Annotated in this window: 10 protein-coding genes; 8 read left to right on the top strand and 2 right to left on the bottom strand. The window is 58.1% G+C overall.

Annotation, left to right across the window (positions count from 1 at the left end):
• Positions 1-9: 9 nt before the first annotated feature.
• From purQ to I9188_RS03310, 4 genes are all read left to right on the top strand, one after another.
• A complete protein-coding gene (gene purQ, locus I9188_RS03325; RefSeq protein ID WP_209504013.1) occupies positions 10-678 on the top strand; it encodes a phosphoribosylformylglycinamidine synthase subunit PurQ in 669 nt (222 codons plus the stop codon).
• Positions 679-747: 69 nt separating this feature from the next.
• Positions 748-2493 (top strand): ATP-binding protein, encoded by a 1746-nt coding sequence (locus tag I9188_RS03320; RefSeq protein ID WP_209504012.1) that lies wholly within the window; start codon positions 748-750, stop codon positions 2491-2493.
• Positions 2494-2505: 12 nt separating this feature from the next.
• Positions 2506-3840 carry a sigma-54 dependent transcriptional regulator gene (locus tag I9188_RS03315; RefSeq protein WP_209504011.1) on the top strand — a complete coding sequence of 445 codons (1335 nt, stop codon included), beginning with the start codon at positions 2506-2508 and terminating at the stop codon, positions 3838-3840.
• 505 nt (positions 3841-4345) lie between these two features.
• Positions 4346-7138: a ribonuclease E/G gene (locus I9188_RS03310; RefSeq protein WP_209504010.1), complete on the top strand. Its 2793-nt coding sequence runs from the start codon at positions 4346-4348 to the stop codon at positions 7136-7138.
• Between the two features lie 43 nt (positions 7139-7181).
• On the opposite strand, the gene I9188_RS03305 is transcribed toward I9188_RS03310, so the two are convergent.
• On the bottom strand, positions 7182-7415 hold the full coding sequence (locus I9188_RS03305; RefSeq protein ID WP_209504009.1) for a sulfurtransferase TusA family protein: 234 nt from the start codon (positions 7413-7415) through the stop codon (positions 7182-7184).
• A gap of 106 nt (positions 7416-7521) precedes the next feature.
• Between I9188_RS03305 and I9188_RS03300 the strand changes: the two genes are divergently transcribed.
• The 4 genes from I9188_RS03300 to I9188_RS03285 all read left to right on the top strand — a co-directional run bounded on the left by I9188_RS03300 (position 7522) and on the right by I9188_RS03285 (position 11840).
• The gene (locus I9188_RS03300) at positions 7522-8274 is read left to right on the top strand and encodes a cytochrome c biogenesis protein CcdA (RefSeq protein ID WP_209504008.1); all 753 of its coding nucleotides are present in this window, start codon (positions 7522-7524) and stop codon (positions 8272-8274) included.
• Between the two features lie 62 nt (positions 8275-8336).
• Complete coding sequence (locus tag I9188_RS03295) at positions 8337-9539, top strand: hypothetical protein (RefSeq protein ID WP_209504007.1); 1203 nt, start codon at positions 8337-8339, stop codon at positions 9537-9539.
• Positions 9536-10885 (top strand): cytochrome P450, encoded by a 1350-nt coding sequence (locus tag I9188_RS03290; protein ID WP_209504006.1) that lies wholly within the window; start codon positions 9536-9538, stop codon positions 10883-10885. The genes I9188_RS03295 and I9188_RS03290 overlap by 4 nt, the downstream gene beginning before the upstream one ends.
• A gap of 73 nt (positions 10886-10958) precedes the next feature.
• Complete coding sequence (locus I9188_RS03285) at positions 10959-11840, top strand: fructose bisphosphate aldolase (protein WP_209504005.1); 882 nt, start codon at positions 10959-10961, stop codon at positions 11838-11840.
• Between the two features lie 3 nt (positions 11841-11843).
• On the opposite strand, the gene I9188_RS03280 is transcribed toward I9188_RS03285, so the two are convergent.
• Positions 11844-12446 (bottom strand): DNA-3-methyladenine glycosylase I, encoded by a 603-nt coding sequence (locus I9188_RS03280; RefSeq protein ID WP_209504004.1) that lies wholly within the window; start codon positions 12444-12446, stop codon positions 11844-11846.
• Between the last annotated feature and the right edge of the window lie 46 nt (positions 12447-12492).

Below are 12492 nucleotides of genomic sequence, written 5' to 3'. Positions count from 1 at the left end.
GGGCCCGCCATGCGCGCAGCCGTAATCGTATTCCCCGGATCCAACTGTGACCGAGATCTTGCCGTCGCCTTTGAGCAGGCCGGTTTTCAGGTCGATATGGTCTGGCACAAAGACGCGGCTTTGCCCGAAGGTATTGATATCGTGGGTGTGCCGGGCGGGTTCTCTTACGGAGATTACCTGCGGTGCGGCGCTATCGCAGCGCAATCGCCGATCTGCAAGGCCGTCGTCGAACACACGCAGCGCGGCGGTTATGCCGTCGGAATTTGCAACGGTTTTCAGGTTCTGACGGAAACCGGCATCCTGCCGGGCGCGTTGCTGCGCAATGCCGGGCTGAAATATATCTGCAAGACCGTCGGCCTGAAGGTCGAAACCAGCGACAGCGCGTTTACCAGCGGTTACAACGCAGGCGATGTGATCGGTATTCCGATAGCGCACCACGATGGCAACTATTTTGCGGATGACGCGACACTGGCCGCTTTGAAGGATCAGGACCGGATCGCGTTCACCTATGCCGAAAACCCGAACGGCTCGGTCGGGGATATCGCCGGGATCCTGTCGGAAAACCGCCGCGTGCTTGGAATGATGCCGCACCCCGAACGCGCAGCGGATCAGGGTCATGGCGGCACAGACGGGGTGGCGTTGTTCCGCGCATTGTCAGGTGTGTTTGAAGCGGCGTGACTTGAGGTCTCGCCCGCCGGGGCTTAACCTTTCACCATGAACCCCGAAGTTCGATCTGGCTGGTCAAATATGCTGAAACCGTTTCGTGGTGCACCGCTGGGTTGGCGGTTGCGGCTGGCGGTTCTTGTTCTGCTGGTCGCGACAATTGCAACGGTATGGATCACGAACCGACTGTTGACCGACAGGTTCACCGAATCCACGCGCAACCGGGCGGAACTGCGGCTGACTCTGTATTCGGGCAACTTGCTGAGTGAGTTGCGCCGCAACTCGATTGTTCCGCAATTGCTTGCCCGCGACCCGACGTTGATTTCGGCATTGCAGTCAGGCGATTACACCCTGTCGACACAACGCCTTATCTCCTTCGTGGAAGAGATCGGCGCGGCCTCTCTGGTATTGCTGGACAGCGACGGGCGAACAGTTGCCGCAACTGACCGAAGCAGGTTGGGGGAAGGGCATCGGAACACGCCTTATTTTGTGGATGCGATCCGCTCGAACGCGACGATATTTTCCGTTATTCCCAAGGACGCAGGCGGATACAGCTTTGTGTATTCGCGCCGGTTGGAGAACGGGGCCGAGTTTCTGGGGGTAATCGTCGTCGAGGTTGACCTGCAAAAGTTCGAACGCGCTTGGGCCGGTATCTCGGATGCAGTGATGGTTACCGACAGCGCTGGCAACATCATTCTGTCTACGGAACCCCGGTGGCGCGGGCTGGATGAGAACACGGCGATGTTGCGCCAGCCTCCACAAGGTGCGATCCAGCGCGCCATCCGCGCTACAACCGATTGGACCGCGCTGCCGCCTGATGCCTATCTTCAGGGCGAAGCGGTAATGCGGATCGAAACGCGCATTCCGTTCCGCGGCTGGCAGATGACGTCGTTCACGACCTATGCCTCGATCCGGGAAAAGGTGAACAGCGTTCTGGCGCTGGAAATCATGGGGTTTGCGATTCTTCTGGCGCTTGCGTTCTATGCGTTGAGCCGCCGTGCCACGTTGCGCATGACCCTGTTCCAGCGCGAGTCGGCAGAGCTTCGCGCATTGAACGCACGGCTACAGCGGGAAATCGCTGAACGTGAACGGGTTGAAAAGACGCTGGATTTGGCGGAACAGACGCTTGCGCAAAGCTCGAAACTGGCCGCCTTGGGCGAGATGTCGGCCGCGGTCAGTCACGAGTTGAACCAGCCACTGGCGGCAATGAAAACCTATCTGGCCGGGGCCCGCCTGTTGCTGCGCCGCAACCGCCCGGAAGAGGCCCTTGCCAGCTTTGGTCGCATCGATGGTCTGATCGAACGGATGGGCGCAATTACCCGGCAGCTGAAGTCTTATGCGCGCAAGGGGGCAGATGCGTTTTCACCAGTAAATCTTGGTGACGCGCTGGCCTCGTCCCTGTCGATGATGGAGCCGCAACTGCGTCAGCGTCACGTCAAGATCACGCAGATCGTGCCAGAGGAACCCGTGATCGTGATGGGGGACCGAATGCGCATTGAGCAGGTCATGGTCAACCTCTTGCGAAACGCACTGGACGCCACCAAATCAGTGGCGGAGCCGGATGTGGAAATCATCCTGGCAGCGGGTGACACGGCCGTGCTGACCGTACGCGACAACGGGCACGGAATCGAGGATATCGAAAACTTGTTCGAGCCGTTCTACACGACCAAACAGCCCGGAGACGGTGTTGGTCTGGGGCTTGCCATCTCGTCAGGGATCGTGAACGACCATGGGGGACGGTTGACTGCGCGCAACGGCCAATATGGCGGTGCGGTGTTTGAAATGCAGTTGCCTGCACTGGGAAGCGACGGCCTTGAAGCCGCGGAATAACGAGGAATGACTATGGCACAAGCCATGAAAATTGCCATTGTTGACGATGAACAGGACATGCGCCAGTCGATCAGTCAGTGGCTCGCTTTGTCCGGATATGACACGGAAACCTTCGCCAGCGCGGAAGATGCGCTCAAGGTGTTGGGCCCGGATTATCCTGGGATTGTTATTTCGGACATCAAGATGCCCGGAATGGACGGCATTCAGCTTCTCAAAAAGCTGATGGGCGCTGACAGCACCTTGCCCGTGATCATGATCACCGGTCACGGCGATGTTCCGATGGCTGTCGAGGCGATGCGTGTCGGAGCCTTCGACTTCCTTGAAAAACCCTTCAACCCGGACCGTATGTCGGAACTGGCCAAACGGGCCAGCAATGCGCGGCGTCTGACGCTGGACAACCGGGCGCTGCGTCGGGAATTGTCCGGTGGCACCCAGATCATGAACAAGCTGATCGGCGCCAGCCCGGTTATGGAACGCCTGCGCGAGGATATCCTCGATCTGGGCCAGGCGGATGGCCATGTGCTGATCGACGGAGAGACAGGGACCGGAAAAACGCTTGTTGCACACGCCCTGCACGCGGTTGGCAGCCGCGCTGGAAAGAAGTTCGTGCTGGTGTCCTGCGCGGCGCTCGAGGAAGACGCGCTGGCCAAACGTCTGTTTGGACCGATGATGCCGGAAGATGCCCAATTGCCCGCCATCGAAGAGGCGCGGGGCGGGACGCTGGTTCTGGAAGATGTCGAAGCGCTCAGCGATTCCCTGCAAGCCAAGCTGCTTAGCGTGATGAACGAGCAGGGCACACCGGCCGAGACACGCATCGTTGCGATCTCGAACCTGCAGGAGGCTGGAAAAACGTCGGAAGATGTCTTGCGGCCTGACCTGTTCTATCGATTGGCCGCCTTGCGCATCACCATGCCGCCCCTGCGTCAGAGGGGCGAGGATATTCTGACCCTGTTCACCCGCCTGGGCGAGCAGTTCGCGGAAGAATACGGCTGTGATGCGCCTCAGGTAAGCGCTCAGGAAGCGGCACAACTGTTGCAAGCGCCCTGGCCGGGGAACGTGCGCCAGTTGATCAACATTGCCGAACGCGCGGTGCTGCAATCGCGCCGCGGATCCGGAACGATCGCCTCGCTGTTGATGTCAGATCACGAGGAAATGCAGCCGGTCATGACCACTGAAGGCAAGCCGCTGAAGGAATATGTCGAAGCCTTTGAACGGATGCTGATCGACAACACGATGCGGCGGCACAAAGGCTCGATTGCGTCTGTGATGGATGAATTGTGCCTTCCGCGCCGGACATTGAATGAAAAGATGGCCAAGTACGGCCTCCAGCGGTCGGACTATCTGTAGACTTTGGGACGGGGGCTCTGCCCCCGTCGCCTGTGGCGACTCCCCCGGGATATTTTTGGCCAGATGAAGGCGATCCCGCTCGCCGCGTTAGGGGCGGTGCAGTTTGCCCATTGTCTTTTCCACAGGACTGCTTTTATTGTATCCGGACGGGCCGGGCCAATTTTGTGTCCATAAGCCCCGAATCATTGAGTTTCGCTGCTTTGCTGATGGTGATGACGGATTGTTCGCCGCAATGCAGACCGATTGTGCCCCATTTGGGGCAATGTAGTACCTGAGTCCGACATGTCGGGCGAAAGGAATAATGGGCAGGCGGCGGCGCGAACCGTGCCTGTCGGAGAAGAACCGCGATGACGCGCGCGCAACGATTGAGTGACCGGGCAGGGGGCCACAGCGCCAGACCCTGCCGTGCGCCGTCCAATATCGCCCTGACAAGACACCTCCCCAAATGTGCCTGTCCACCTGGACGGGTCAGGACAACGCGTTTGGCGCGGTGCACCAAGGACACATGGCTAAGAAAATGCTTATCGATGCCACCCACGCGGAGGAAACCCGCGTCGTGGTGGTTGACGGAAATAAGGTCGAGGAGTTCGATTTTGAATCCGAAAACAAGCGCCAGCTTGCTGGCAACATCTATCTTGCAAAAGTAACACGGGTTGAGCCGTCGCTTCAGGCGGCCTTTGTGGATTATGGCGGGAACCGGCACGGCTTCCTGGCGTTTTCGGAAATTCACCCGGACTATTACCAGATCCCCATCGCCGACCGTGAGGCGCTGATGGAGGAAGAGCGCGCTTATGCCGAGGCCATGAAGGCGCGGGATGAGGCCGACGAAGGCAAGCCGAAGAAGCGGCGTTCGCGCTCCCGGTCGAAGGCTGCGGATCTTAAATCGGACGATCTGGTCGAAACGATGGAAGTTTCGACCGAGCCGACGGGTATGGAAACCATCGACCTTGACGACAGAGACGATGCCGACATGGAGGTGCCCGAAGGGACATCGCCAATGGAAGTCGTCGCTGAAACACCTGTTGAGGAGCCTGAGGACAACGAAGCGCCGGAAGCTGTGTCAGATGACGCTGCTGAGGAAACGGCTTCGGAAGACGAGGCTGAAGCTGAAATGGTTGAGTCTTCACAAGACGACGCAGCAGGGGATTCCGATGACCCGGCAGACGCTTCAAGCGCTGATGATGGCGATGACGCATCTAAATCGTCTGAGGATGACCAGGACGCAGAAGATGGCGACGCGGATGAAGAACACGCTGACGCAGCCGCGAAAGATGACACGATTGAAACCGTGGCCGAGGAAGATGACAGCGAGGACATCCGCCCTCCACGCAAGCCACGCCCGCGCCGGTACAAGATTCAGGAAGTGATCAAAGTGCGCCAGGTGTTGCTGGTGCAGGTCGTCAAGGAAGAACGCGGCAACAAAGGGGCAGCCCTGACGACATATCTGTCGCTGGCCGGTCGCTATTGTGTTTTGATGCCAAACACCGCGCGTGGCGGTGGGATCAGCCGCAAGATCACCAACGCGGTTGACCGCAAGAAACTGAAAGAAATCGCCGCGGATATTGATGTCCCGACAGGGGCAGGTTTGATCATCCGGACTGCGGGCGCCAAGCGCACCAAGTCGGAAATCAAGCGCGACTATGAATACCTGCAACGCCTGTGGGAGCAGATCCGGGCATTGACCCTGGAATCCATCGCACCTGCAAAGATCTATGAAGAAGGCGATCTGATTAAACGGTCGATCCGGGACCTTTATAACCGCGATATCGACGAGGTTCTGGTCGAGGGCGAAGGCGGATACCGTATCGCCAAGGACTTCATGAAGATGATCATGCCGTCGCACGCCAAGAATGTGAAACGGTACGAGGACGCGCTGCCGCTGTTTGCACGCTATCAGGTGGAAAGCTATCTGGCGGGGATGTTCAACCCGACCGTTCAGCTGAAATCTGGCGGGTATATCGTGATCGGCGTGACCGAAGCGCTGGTGGCAATCGACGTGAACTCGGGCCGGGCCACGAAAGAAGGCTCGATCGAGGAAACGGCGCTGAAAACCAACCTGGAGGCCGCGGAAGAAGTGGCGCGCCAGTTGCGTTTGCGTGACCTTGCCGGTCTGATTGTCATCGATTTCATCGATATGGACGAGCGCAAGAACAATGCGTCCGTTGAAAAGCGTCTGAAGGACAAGCTGAAAACCGACCGCGCCCGCATTCAGGTCGGCCGGATTTCAGGTTTTGGCCTGCTCGAGATGAGCCGTCAGAGGCTGCGCCCCGGTATGATCGAGGCGACCACGCAGCCATGCCCGGCATGCCATGGCACCGGCCTGATCCGTTCGGACGACAACATGGCGCTGTCGATCCTGCGTCAGATCGAAGAGGAAGGCACCCGCCGCCGCTCGCGCGAGGTTCTGGTGCGCTGCCCGGTCAGTATCGCGAACTTCCTGATGAACCAGAAGCGCGAGCATATTGCCCAGATCGAATCGCGCTATGGCCTGTCTGTACGGATCGAAGGCGATGTGCATCTGGTCAGCCCGGATTTCTCGATGGAGAAATTCAAGACTGCCAGCCGCATTGTTCCAGAAGCGATAGCACCTGTCGTTTCGGTCGATGCCTCGCTGATGGATATGGTCGATTCTTCGGAAGAGGAAGAAACCGAAGAGGATATCGCGCCGACCGAAGACGATACCAAACCCAAGCGCAAGCGCCGCCGTCGTCGTCGCAAGAAGGGTGGGGGCAATGGTGACGCGCCGGAACAGGGCGCGGATGACGGTGAAGGGACACAGCAGGAGGATGCCACAGGTGAGTCCGCTAAAACCGAAACCACTGTCGAGGCAGCCGAAGCCGAAGCGACCGAAGAGGAAAAACCTGCCAAGCCTAAGCGTAAGCGCGCTCCGCGTCGTCGTAAGAAAGATTCTGTAGCAGATGAGGCTGCGGAACAGCCTGCAGCAACGGACGCCGATGCCGGGGCTGATGCTCCCGCGGTTGAAGAAGCGGCCTCAGACGCCGAAGCCGAACCTGCCGAGGCGGCGGTCGCCGAGCAAAGCGAAGCTGTTGAGGCCGCTGATGCTGCGCCTGAAGCAACAGAGGTAGCCGAACAGACCGAAGAAGTCGCACAGGCTGAAGCGGTGGCAGCGGTGGAAGAACCTGCAGTTCAATCTGCCGATGAGCCGGTCGAAGACGCGCCCGTTGCAGAAACACCCGTGGCAACAGAACCTGAACCGGTGCTTGAAACTGTGGCAGATGAACCTGAACCAGAATCCGACAGGCCCAAACGGCGCGGATGGTGGTCGCTGGGTAAATGATGAAAGGGCGGGCAGGTTTGCCCGCCTTTCTTTTGTCGTTAAGTCAGTCGGATTTTCGGATCAGATAGATCTGATGTGCGCCGTCGAAATCCTGAGACAGCAAGGTGTGGCCAGCTTCGGCGCAAAAATGCGGGACATCGATGATGGCTGCCGGATCATCAGCCAATACACGCAGCACAGAGCCTTGCGGCATGGATTTCAGCCGTTTGCGGGCCTTGAGGACGGGCAGGGGGCACAGAAGGCCCAGCGCATCCAGCGTATCTGTAATCTCTGACATGATTTTCGGGATAGGGCGAAGTTGTAATATTGTCCAGATTCCAAGCACGAGGATGTGACTCATTGGCCCCGTGACGGACCGCCATTCATCACTTATGTGCTAAAACATGTTCGGAATAGAAATCATAGACGCGGGGCTGCTGCCCGCCATGTTTGTTGCCCTGCTGGGTGGCCTGATCAGCTTTCTGTCGCCTTGTGTGCTGCCCATCGTGCCGCCCTATCTGGCATATATGAGCGGTGTCACGATCAACGAGATGCAGGATGAGGCCCGCGCCCGGCGCAAGGCAACCATGTCAGCGCTGTTCTTTGTGTTGGGCCTGTCGACAGTTTTTCTGCTGTTGGGTTTCACTGCATCTGCCTTCGGGGCGTTTGTGCTGCAAAATCAGGTACTTTTCGCCAAACTGTCCGGTGCCGTTGTCATTGTCTTTGGTCTGCATTTCCTGAACGTCTTCCGCATCCCCTTTCTGGACCGCGAAGCGCGGATCGAAACCGGTGATTCCGGTGGTTCGGTCTTTGGTGCTTATATTCTTGGATTGGCCTTTGCCTTCGGCTGGACGCCTTGCATAGGCCCCCAACTTGGCGCGATCCTGTCACTTGCGGCATCCGAGGCCTCGGTGGCGCGTGGAACGCTGTTACTGGGTGTTTATGCGGCTGGATTGGGTATTCCGTTTCTGCTGGCTGCCATGTTCCTCAACCGCTCTATGACCGTGATGAACCGGATCAAACCCTATATGGGTGTGATCGAAAAAGTCATGGGTGGGCTGCTGCTGTTCGTGGGCATCATGCTGATCACGGGCCTGTTCACCCGCTTCAGTTGGTGGTTGCTGGAAACCTTTCCGGCGCTTGCGAATTTCGGCTGAGCGTCTGACCCCCTTACCTTGACCTAAAGCCTGCGTTAACCTGCGCGGCAGAAGGTAAAGGCATGAGCAGTCAGAGAAATCAGTCACAGGTGCGCAAACGCCGGGTGTTCTACATCCCCGGTTATGACCCGATGCCGCCGCGACGATATCGCGAGCTTTACCGAACCGAGTCGCAAGCGCAGGCCCGGATTTCAGGATATGAGATCACGATTGCCCCTAAGTCCGCAAAAGGTCTGTTCGGCTGGTCCGTGACATCAATGCAGGACGGTGCGTCTGTTGAGACAGAGATCGAAGTACTGGTCTGGTCAGACATCGTGCGCGACAGCATGTCCGCGTCGATCCCAGCAACCTATGCGAAGTTGGCGCACACGGCGTGGATATACATTTCGACCGGTGCTTTGTGGCGCCTCATGCGGTTGCGCAAAGGCCCGGTGATTGCGGCGCTCTATCCGGTGGCGATGTTGGTGTCTCAGTTGCTGGTTGCGCTTGCGGTCGTGTGGGCATCTGTGGTTGTGGCCGGCTGGTGGGGCCTGTTTCCGGGTATCGCCGTTGCGGTTGCGCTGATGCTGTGGTTCCGCAAGATCGACAACCGGCTGTTTGCCTACTACCTGATGCATGATTATGCCTATTCCGCACAGCTGAAGGGGGAAACTCCGCTTAAACTGAAGGACAGGCTGGCCGCATTCCGCAAGGCGATTGAAGCCGCGCTGATATCTGGTGTGGATGAGGTTCTGGTGGTAGGCCACAGTTCGGGCGCGCATCTGGCGGTGCCTGTTCTGGCCGACCTGATCCGCGACAGGGCGGTGCCGCAACAAGGGGCAGAGTTGTCGTTCCTCAGCCTGGGGCAGGTGGTGCCTATGGTGTCCTTTCTGCCAAATGCGCAGGGCCTTCGGTCCGACCTTCAGTTCCTGTCCTCCAGTTCAGCCATCACATGGGTCGATGTCTCGGCCCCCGGGGATGGCTGCGCATTTGCGCTGTGTGATCCGGTGGCCGTTACAGGGGTGGCCGGGCCGGAGAAACGTTGGCCGCTTGTCCTGTCGGCGGCCTTTACCCAAACCCTGTTACCTGAACGTTGGAAAGCCCTGCGCTGGCGGTTTTTCCGGCTGCATTTTCAGTACCTTTGCGCATTCGATAAGCCGGGTCCGTACGACTATTTCCGAATTACGGCAGGCCCTTTGACGCTGAAACAGCGGTTCCTTGGGCGCACACCTTCGCGCAGCCGGATTGAGACGCCAGTGTCCAAATACACGTCGGTGCGTCCATGACCCCGCCCAAGCCCCAGCCGCGCGCAGACAAGGTTTCCCTACTGCGTTATCTGAAATTGTTTCGTCAGGATCTGCTGTCTGCACAGCCAGCGCGCCTTTACCGCGCGTGGATGGCCGAATTCAGGACTCCCTTCTTTCGATCTTTCCTGATCAATCAACCGGACTTGATTCACACCGTCCTCAGGAAACGCCCCGAAGATTTCCCTAAATCGGACCGGATCAGCGAAGGCCTGCGCCCCTTGCTTGGAAATTCGGTGTTTCTGACCAATGGAGAGACGTGGAAACGTCAGCGGCGCATCATTGACCCGGCATTTGAGGGCGGGCGGTTGAAAGATACGTTTCCCGCCATGCTGGCCGCGGCAGACGCATGCGTTGAGCGGTTACGCCCCCATGTCGGCAAACAGATCGAAGTCGAAGAACAAACAAGCCACGCCGCTGCGGATGTGATTTTTCGCACGTTGTTTTCGGTGCCAATCGACCACGCCATAGCCAGCAAGGTGTTTGAAAAGTTCCGCAACTACCAGCGCGAACAACCACTGCTGAACCTTGCAGCCTTCGTTCCGCTGCCCAAATGGATGCCTCGGTTTCACTCCCGGACGACACGGAAAAACGCCGAAGACATTCGTAACCTGATCACTGACCTGACCCATGAGCGGGCCGAGGCGATCAAGGCCGGAACCGCCCCCGATGATCTGGCAACCAAGATCATGACAACCGCTGATCCTGAAACCGGCCAGTTTTTCGGGCCCGAGGAGATGGTTGATCAGGTCGCGATCTTCTTTCTGGCAGGCCATGAAACCAGCGCATCAGCCCTGGCGTGGACATTGTATCTGCTGGCGCTTTTTCCCGAATGGCAGGAAAGGATTGCTGACGAAGCTGCCGCTCTGGACGATCCGACCTTTGCCTCGGTTTCCAAACTCAAGATCAGTCGCGACGTGTTTCGCGAGGCACTGCGCCTTTACCCACCAGTTCCCATGATGGTGCGAGAGGCCACGTGCCCACACCAGTTTCGAAACAGAGACGTTCCCAAAAGGTCACAAATCGTAATCAGCCCCTGGCATCTGCACCGTCACGAACGGTTATGGGACAATCCCGACGGCTTTGACCCGACCCGCTGGAACAGTGAAAACGGCAAAACATGCCAGCGCGAGGCATATATTCCATTTTCCGCAGGTCCCCGCGTCTGTACCGGGGCCGGGTTTGCCATGGTCGAAGGGCCGCTGATCCTGTCGATGCTGGTGCGAAATTTCAAATTCGAAACAATCAGCGGCAAAACGCCGGTTCCGGTGGCCCATCTGACCGTTCGATCCAGGGATGGCATATGGTTGCGGCTGGTTGAGCGCTAACAAACTACCATCGGTCCTGACTGTGATGTATGCGGGGGAAGACATCGGAATCATCATTGAACGGGAAAACATTATGGCCAAAGCAGAACAGCGCGCGCAGATGATCAACGGCGCAGGCTTTATCGCGGCATTGGATCAAAGCGGCGGCTCGACCCCGAAAGCTCTAGCGTTGTACGGCGTTGACGCGTCGACCTACAGCTCGGACGCTGAGATGTTCGGCGAAATTCAAAAGATGCGCGCGCGGATCATTCTGGCAAATGACTTCACCAAAGACAAAGTCATCGGTGCGATCCTGTTCGAACGCACCCTTGGTGAAGAGATCGAGGGCCGCAAGGTCGCTGATTACCTCTGGTCAGTCAAAGGCATCGTGCCATTCCTGAAAATCGACAAGGGCCTTGAGGATCAGGCCAACGGCGTTCAGTTGATGAAGCCGATCCCCGGTCTGGCCGACACGCTGGCTAAGGCAGAAGGCGTATTCGGCACCAAGGAACGTTCGGTCATCCACGAGGCCAATGCCGACGGCATCGCGGCCGTGGTCGCCCAGCAATTCGACGTCGCCCGTGAAGTGACTGACGCCGGAATGGTTCCAATCGTCGAGCCGGAGGTCAACATTCATTCAGAAACCAAGGCCGAGGCCGAGGACATTCTGAAAGCTGAAATCCTGAAGAACCTGGACCAGCTGGCCGAAGGGCAAGAGGTCATGCTGAAGCTGACGATCCCGACACAGGCAAACCTGTATGACGAACTGGCCGACCATCCGCGTGTTCTGCGCGTTGTCGCGCTGTCAGGCGGGTATTCGACCGAAGAGGCCTGCAACCTGTTGGAACAGAACGGCAAAATGATCGCGTCTTTCTCGCGCGCACTGACCGAAGGTCTCTCGAAACAGCAGTCGGACGCCGAATTCAACGCCGCTTTGGGCGGCAATATCGACAAGATCTTCAAAGCCTCGGTCTGATCCTCAGACAGGTTTCGTGAAAGAGCGGCGCAACTGTGCCGCTTTTTTTCTGCTGATACAGCCTTCGGCATGGTCATTGACCAGCCCCATGGCCTGCATGAACGCAAACACCGTCGTGGGGCCAACAAACTTCCAGCCCCGTTTCTTGAGGTCCTTCGACATAGCCACCGACTCGGGCGATGTGGATGCCGATTGCGGGGGCGGCGGGGTTTCCGCCTCATACCGCCAGACATAGGCTGCCAGCGATCCTTCTGACGCCACCAGATCCTGCGCGCGGCGGGCGTTGTTGATCACCGCCTCGATCTTGCCCCGGTGGCGAATGATCCCATCATTTTGCAGCAGACGTTCAACATCGGCTTCAGAGAACTCAGCCATCTTGTTGAAATCAAATCCGTAAAACGCTTCTCGGAATTTCTCGCGCTTGTTCAGGATCGTGCGCCAGCTAAGACCCGATTGAAAACTTTCCAGGCACAGTTTTTCGAACAATCGCTGATCATCCGAGACCGGAAACCCCCATTCGTTGTCATGATAGTCAAAGAATTCCGGCGCTGCCTGGCACCAGGAACACCGAGGTTGACCGTCAGGTCCAGATATCGTGTTACCCATTAATGTACCCCTTTTGTTCCTTGGGGACGTTACACCCAACGACCAA

Source organism: Ruegeria sp. HKCCSA071, from assembly GCF_017872555.1.
Classification (GTDB): Bacteria; Pseudomonadota; Alphaproteobacteria; order Rhodobacterales; family Rhodobacteraceae; genus Ruegeria.
Note: the sequence above shows the minus strand (reverse complement) of the source record. Positions and strands in the feature narration are given on the sequence as shown.

What these genes read in the sequence shown, in the direction of transcription:
- purQ (WP_209504013.1), top strand. Translation starts at nt 10, where the DNA reads ATGCGCGCAGCCGTAATCGTATTCCCCGGATCCAACTGTGACCGAGAT.
- I9188_RS03320 (WP_209504012.1), top strand. Translation starts at nt 748, where the DNA reads ATGCTGAAACCGTTTCGTGGTGCACCGCTGGGTTGGCGGTTGCGGCTG.
- I9188_RS03315 (WP_209504011.1), top strand. Translation starts at nt 2,506, where the DNA reads ATGGCACAAGCCATGAAAATTGCCATTGTTGACGATGAACAGGACATG.
- I9188_RS03310 (WP_209504010.1), top strand. Translation starts at nt 4,346, where the DNA reads ATGGCTAAGAAAATGCTTATCGATGCCACCCACGCGGAGGAAACCCGC.
- I9188_RS03305 (WP_209504009.1), bottom strand. Translation starts at nt 7,415, where the DNA reads ATGTCAGAGATTACAGATACGCTGGATGCGCTGGGCCTTCTGTGCCCC.
- I9188_RS03300 (WP_209504008.1), top strand. Translation starts at nt 7,522, where the DNA reads ATGTTCGGAATAGAAATCATAGACGCGGGGCTGCTGCCCGCCATGTTT.
- I9188_RS03295 (WP_209504007.1), top strand. Translation starts at nt 8,337, where the DNA reads ATGAGCAGTCAGAGAAATCAGTCACAGGTGCGCAAACGCCGGGTGTTC.
- I9188_RS03290 (WP_209504006.1), top strand. Translation starts at nt 9,536, where the DNA reads ATGACCCCGCCCAAGCCCCAGCCGCGCGCAGACAAGGTTTCCCTACTG.
- I9188_RS03285 (WP_209504005.1), top strand. Translation starts at nt 10,959, where the DNA reads ATGGCCAAAGCAGAACAGCGCGCGCAGATGATCAACGGCGCAGGCTTT.
- I9188_RS03280 (WP_209504004.1), bottom strand. Translation starts at nt 12,446, where the DNA reads ATGGGTAACACGATATCTGGACCTGACGGTCAACCTCGGTGTTCCTGG.